Below are 5,564 nucleotides of genomic sequence, written 5' to 3' on the forward strand. Positions count from 1 at the left end.
CATATATACATGGATTCTATGATGAATAAACAACAACTCAAGCTGAGGGAATTAAAGATTATCTCGGTAATTGCTGCCAGCGAAAATATCAGCCACGCCGCGTTAGCGCTGGGTATCGCACAAGCAAACGTTAGCAAGTATCTTGCTGATTTTGAATCAAAAATAGGATTAAAGGTATTCGACAGAACCACCCGACAGTTAACGCTCACCCCGTTTGGGGCCGCGCTTCTTCCGTATATCAACAATTGCCTGGATAAAAGTAACCAATTAACTAATTTTATTGCTGATTATAAACATGAGAAACGCGGACGCGTTACCGTGTATGCGCCTACAGGTATTACTTCTTATTTATCTAAGAATATTATCGCTAATATAACCGATATTGGCGATATTACCTTGATACTCAAAACATCAAACCTTGAACGAAAAGCATTTTATGAGGGCGTCGACTTTCCCGATGACTGTGACATTATGGTGACGTATGCCCCACCGAAAGATCAAACGTTGGTTGCCTCATTCCTTGCAAAATATACAGTCAGCGCTTATGCCAGTCGTGAATATCTAGAAAAACACGCCATTAATCACCCCCAGGAACTTGAAAATCATTCCTGTATTCTTATTGATTCAATGATGATTGATGATGCCAATATCTGGCGTTTTACTTCAAACGGTGGGGGGGACATTCATGAATATCGGGTGAAAGGAAATTATATTTGCGACAATACGCAAGCAGCGCTCGACCTTGCCCGTAATCATTTGGGTATTGTCTTTGCGCCTGATACAACATTAAAGCAGGATATTCAGTCCGGGACGTTGATCCCCTGTTTTCCGGAACACCATCAGTGGTGGCTGGATTTAGTCGTTATCTTCCGCAAGCGTGAGTATCAACCCTGGCGTGTGCAATATGTGCTGGATGAATTACTCAATGAAATTCGTCATCAGCTTGCTCACGTAATCCAGAAATCACCTGAGCAAGCTTGTCAATTAACAGATCAATGATCGAGATACAGGTAGTGCATCCAACTGGTCATTCGTAGCAGCACTTTACGCATAATGGAGACGTGGCTAAAGTGCTCGGAATAGACAGCCACCTGGGCGAAGATACCGTCAGGCAGCGCGTTGAAATCCGCATTCTCATTCAGCTCGATGCTGGCAATCACCCCATCCGTTCCCGGCGTGGTGTTTAAAGATTGTAAGGCGCCCATCGACTGATATGTCCCCCCTGGAACGGCAGGACTTATGGAAGAGAGCTTCCCGCTATACACTTTCCCCGGCAAGGCGTTAAACACCACTTCAGCTTCATCGCCAGGTTTCAGACGCAGCAGCGAATTCTGTCGGAACTGGGCGATAATTTGTCGTTTCTGGCTGGGAATAAACACCATCACCGGACGCAGAGGCAGAGCGGCGGCATAGGTGCCAGGGCGAATTAATACCTGCGTCGCATATCCATCGCTCGGCGCACGCACAACGGTTTGTTCAAGGTTAAATTCCGCTTCCGCAAGTTGTGCTCTGAGGCTTGCGACCTGCGAGTTTTCACCCTGAACCAGACTGTCTAACTGACTTTGAATCTGCTGTTCTTCTGCAATGGATGATTTTACTGCCGCTTCTTGTGCCAGATAATTCTGACGTGCAGCATCAATATCGCGTTCCGAGAACGGATTTACTTTGGCCTGACTCCCCTGCAGATAACGCTGATAATCTTTCCCGAGTCGATCCCGCGTGGCTTTCGCCTTTTGAGTATTTGCCTGCATTTCTGCCAGCTGTGCGACCAGTGTCTGCTCTTTATGGCTCGCCGTGACAATATCAGCCTGCAGACGATCAACCCGGGCCTGATAACGTCCCGGATTCAATTTAAAAAGAACTTCCCCTTTTTTTATCAGGGTATCTTTCTTATCCGTCACTTCTATGACTGTACCCGTCACCAACGGCACGACTGGAATGGAGACCACCGCCTTCTGCGCTTTAAAGGTATACGGATGGTTATAGTTCATCAGTAATATTAAGCCGCTAACAATAAATATACCGCCTAATGCAGCAGTCGGTATTGTCCATTTATTGACGGGAATTTTGAAGATCTTAAACATGGCCCATGCAAAAGCCACGTAAGTGAGAATAATCAGTAAATCCATAAAAATTACTCCGCTGGGGAGGACTTAGCCTCGGCCAGTTTTTTTTCCAGTCCGGCGACACGCTGTTGCAACTCAATAAGGTCAGGGTTATGACTTTGCATTCCCCACCCACGGTCCGGACGATAAAGCGTGGCCCAAATCCATAAGAAGGGCCAAATAATATGTAGCGTAAACAAACTCACCCAACCGGCGACATGAATCGCGTCAGCATGTGGATGATTACGTTTTTTCGCAATGAGGTAGGGAATATCATGCAAAATGATAATCCCATAAAAAATAACCAGGAATACGACAACTAATATGCCTAACGCAAAATAATTCAGGAACATATTTCCCTCAAAAACCCAAAAATATCAATCCGCATTTTAACAAAAACAAATAAATCTGGATGATAGTAATGGGGGGGTGCTCACCAGGCAATGACCATATTTATATAAAGTCATATTGATTTATATATACCATGAAGATAGTGTGGATTATGTTTTTTCCTGATTCAGAAAAGAATTATGCCCGGTAAACAAGAAGTCACCGGGCATTTTATAAAACAAATATCAGAACAATCCTAGCGGTTTATCAGAGTAGCTCACCAGCAGACACTTGGTTTGCTGATAGTGCTCGAGCATCATTTTATGTGTCTCGCGGCCAATGCCCGACTGCTTATAGCCCCCAAACGCAGCATGAGCGGGATAAGCATGATAACAGTTAGTCCACACGCGCCCGGCCTGAATGCCACGCCCCATTTTATAGGCCAGATTACCGTTGCGACTCCAGACTCCCGCACCGAGACCATATTGCGTGTCGTTCGCGAGCGCCAGCGCTTCATCCATCGTTTTGAAGGTCGTCACTGCCAGTACCGGGCCAAAGATCTCCTCCTGGAATACGCGCATATTGTTCTTACCGAACAGAATGGTCGGCTCGAGGTAATAGCCCTCTTTTAACTCGCCTTCCAGCTGCTTGCGCCGTCCGCCCGTCAGAACATCGGCCCCTTCTTTCTTACCAATATCAATGTAATTCAGAATGGTTTCCATCTGACCATGAGAAACCTGCGCCCCCATCTGGGTCACGCTGTCGAGCGGGTTACCGCTGCGGATGCTTTCCACCCGGCGAATCGCCCGTTCCATAAAGCGCTCATAAATGGACTCGTGCACCAGCGCACGGCTCGGGCAGGTACAGACTTCGCCCTGATTAAATGCGAAGAGGGCAAAACCTTCCAATGCCTTGTCGAAAAACGCATCTTCTTCATCCATCACATCAGCAAAGAAGATATTTGGGGATTTCCCGCCCAGCTCCAGCGTCACTGGAATAATGTTCTGCGTGGCGTACTGCATGATCTGCTGCCCAACTTCCGTTGAACCGGTAAACGCCACTTTTGCGATGCGCTTTGAGGTTGCCAGATATTCACCGATCTCCCCGCCCGCGCCGTTCACCACGTTCACCACACCTGGCGGTAACAAATCGCCAATGATTTCCATCAGCAGCAGCACCGAAAGCGGCGTCAAACGCGCAGGTTTGAGCACCACACAGTTGCCCGCCGCCAGCGCTGGCGCCATTTTCCAGCTTGCCATCAGCAGTGGGAAGTTCCACGGAATGATTTGTCCGACCACGCCAAGCGGTTCATGGAAATGATAGGCGACCGTGTCGCTGTCCACTTCACTGATACCGCCTTCCTGCGCACGGATGCACGAGGCAAAATAGCGAAAATGATCGATCGCCAGCGGCACGTCGGCAGCGCTGGTTTCACGAATCGGTTTGCCGTTGTCCCAGGTTTCCGCCGTTGCCAGCAGTTCCAGATTTTGCTCCATACGATCGGCAATTTTGAACAGAATAGCAGCGCGATCCTGCACAGAGGTATGCGCCCATTTGTCTTTGATCTTATGGGCAGCATCAAGCGCCAGATCGATATCTTTTTTGCCAGAGGAGGCCACTTCACACAGCAGTTGCCCGGTCACAGGCGTCAGGTTCTGATAGTACTCACCGTCAGCAGGCGCAACCCAGTCGCCACCGATAAAGTTGTCGTAGCGGGCTTTTAACTTCAGAGGATAACCATACTCGCCGGGCTGGATACGTGTTGAAGGGGGATTGTTAGTCATGAACGTCTCCTTAGCTAGTGGGGTACTACAAGGGTAGACGTGGCTGGCGAAATCTTCGCCAGCCTTTTCATGCTTTACGACAAATATCACGAATTACATGGCAGCACGATAAATCGCCATGATCTCCTCGTGAGTCGCCTGGATCGGGTTGGTCAGACCGCAGGCATCTTTCAGCGCATTGGTCGCCAGTACTGGAAAGTCCTCTTCTTTCACATTCAGATCCCGCAGACCCGCCGGAATATTCACCTGCTGCGCCAGTTCACGAATTGCGTCGATACAGGCTTGTGCCCCTTCCGCATCGTCCATCTCCGCGACATTCACGCCCATCGCCGCCGCGCAATCACGCAGACGCCCTGCTGCAACCTGGCTGTTAAACACCTGAACGTGCGGCAGCAATACGGCGTTACACACGCCATGTGGCAGGTTGTAGAAACCGCCGAGCTGGTGCGCCATCGCATGTACATAGCCAAGAGATGCGTTGTTAAACGCCATTCCCGCCAGGAACTGCGCATAAGCCATCGCTTCACGCGCCTGCGCGTTACTACCATCTTCAACCGCAGTCGGCAGATTCCCGGCAATCATGGTGACGGCTTTCAGAGCACATGCATCGGTAATCGGCGTGGCGGCAATAGAAACATACGCTTCAATGGCGTGGGTTAAGGCATCCATACCGGTCGCGGCGGTCAGCGATTTCGGCATACCAACCATCAGTGAAGAGTCGTTTACGGAGAGAAGCGGAGTGACGTGTTTATCCACGATCGCCATTTTAATGTGGCGCGCTTCGTCGGTGATGATGCAGAAGCGGGTCATTTCCGATGCTGTGCCTGCCGTGGTGTTGATGGCAATCATCGGCAGCTGTGGTTTTGCGGAACGGTCCACACCTTCATAATCACGGATATCACCACCGTTCGCCGCCACCAGCGCAATGCCTTTTGCGCAGTCGTGCGGAGATCCACCGCCCAGAGAAATCACGCTGTCGCACGCATTTTCTTCGAGCATTTTCAGCCCGGCGGCAACGTTTCCAGTGGTTGGGTTAGGCTGCGTACCATCATAAACCACGCTGAAAATATCACGTTCCTGCAGCGCTTTTTGAATTTCGCCCGCCATGCCTAATTTTGTCAGCATGGTATCAGTGACAATTAATGTGCGGCGAAATCCATATTCCGCCATCGTGTTCATCGCGTCTTTGAGTGAATCAGCACCAATGATATTAACGGAAGGAATAAAAAAAGTTGAAGCCGCCATAAAACCATCCTTAATTTTATCAATAAATAAGGCAGGCAGCATACGAAGTAACGTTAACTCAAAATATGATCAGTGTTATTTTTTTCATAATGACTGGAAT

At 49.0% G+C, this 5,564-nt stretch carries 5 protein-coding genes; 1 reads left to right on the forward strand and 4 read right to left on the reverse strand.

Annotation, left to right across the window (positions count from 1 at the left end):
* The first annotated feature begins 21 nt into the window (after window positions 1-21).
* Entirely contained in the window at window positions 22-999 is a 978-nt protein-coding gene (locus tag NNO04_RS22015) for a LysR family transcriptional regulator (protein WP_271446478.1), read from the forward strand.
* Here the strand turns inward: NNO04_RS22015 and NNO04_RS22020 are convergent.
* The 4 genes from NNO04_RS22020 to yiaY all read right to left on the reverse strand — a co-directional run bounded on the left by NNO04_RS22020 (window position 993) and on the right by yiaY (window position 5,464).
* Window positions 993-2,129 carry an HlyD family secretion protein gene (locus tag NNO04_RS22020; protein WP_271446474.1) on the reverse strand — a complete coding sequence of 379 codons (1,137 nt, stop codon included), beginning with the start codon at window positions 2,127-2,129 and terminating at the stop codon, window positions 993-995. The genes NNO04_RS22015 and NNO04_RS22020 overlap by 7 nt on opposite strands.
* A gap of 5 nt (window positions 2,130-2,134) precedes the next feature.
* Entirely contained in the window at window positions 2,135-2,458 is a 324-nt protein-coding gene (locus NNO04_RS22025; RefSeq protein ID WP_271446475.1) for a DUF3302 domain-containing protein, read from the reverse strand.
* A gap of 222 nt (window positions 2,459-2,680) precedes the next feature.
* Window positions 2,681-4,219 (reverse strand): aldehyde dehydrogenase AldB, encoded by a 1,539-nt coding sequence (gene aldB, locus NNO04_RS22030; RefSeq protein WP_271446476.1) that lies wholly within the window; start codon window positions 4,217-4,219, stop codon window positions 2,681-2,683.
* A gap of 93 nt (window positions 4,220-4,312) precedes the next feature.
* Window positions 4,313-5,464 (reverse strand): L-threonine dehydrogenase, encoded by a 1,152-nt coding sequence (gene yiaY, locus NNO04_RS22035; protein ID WP_271446477.1) that lies wholly within the window; start codon window positions 5,462-5,464, stop codon window positions 4,313-4,315.
* Between the last annotated feature and the right edge of the window lie 100 nt (window positions 5,465-5,564).

Source organism: Citrobacter sp. Awk 4, assembly GCF_028069725.1.
Taxonomy (GTDB): Bacteria; Pseudomonadota; Gammaproteobacteria; order Enterobacterales; family Enterobacteriaceae; genus Citrobacter_D.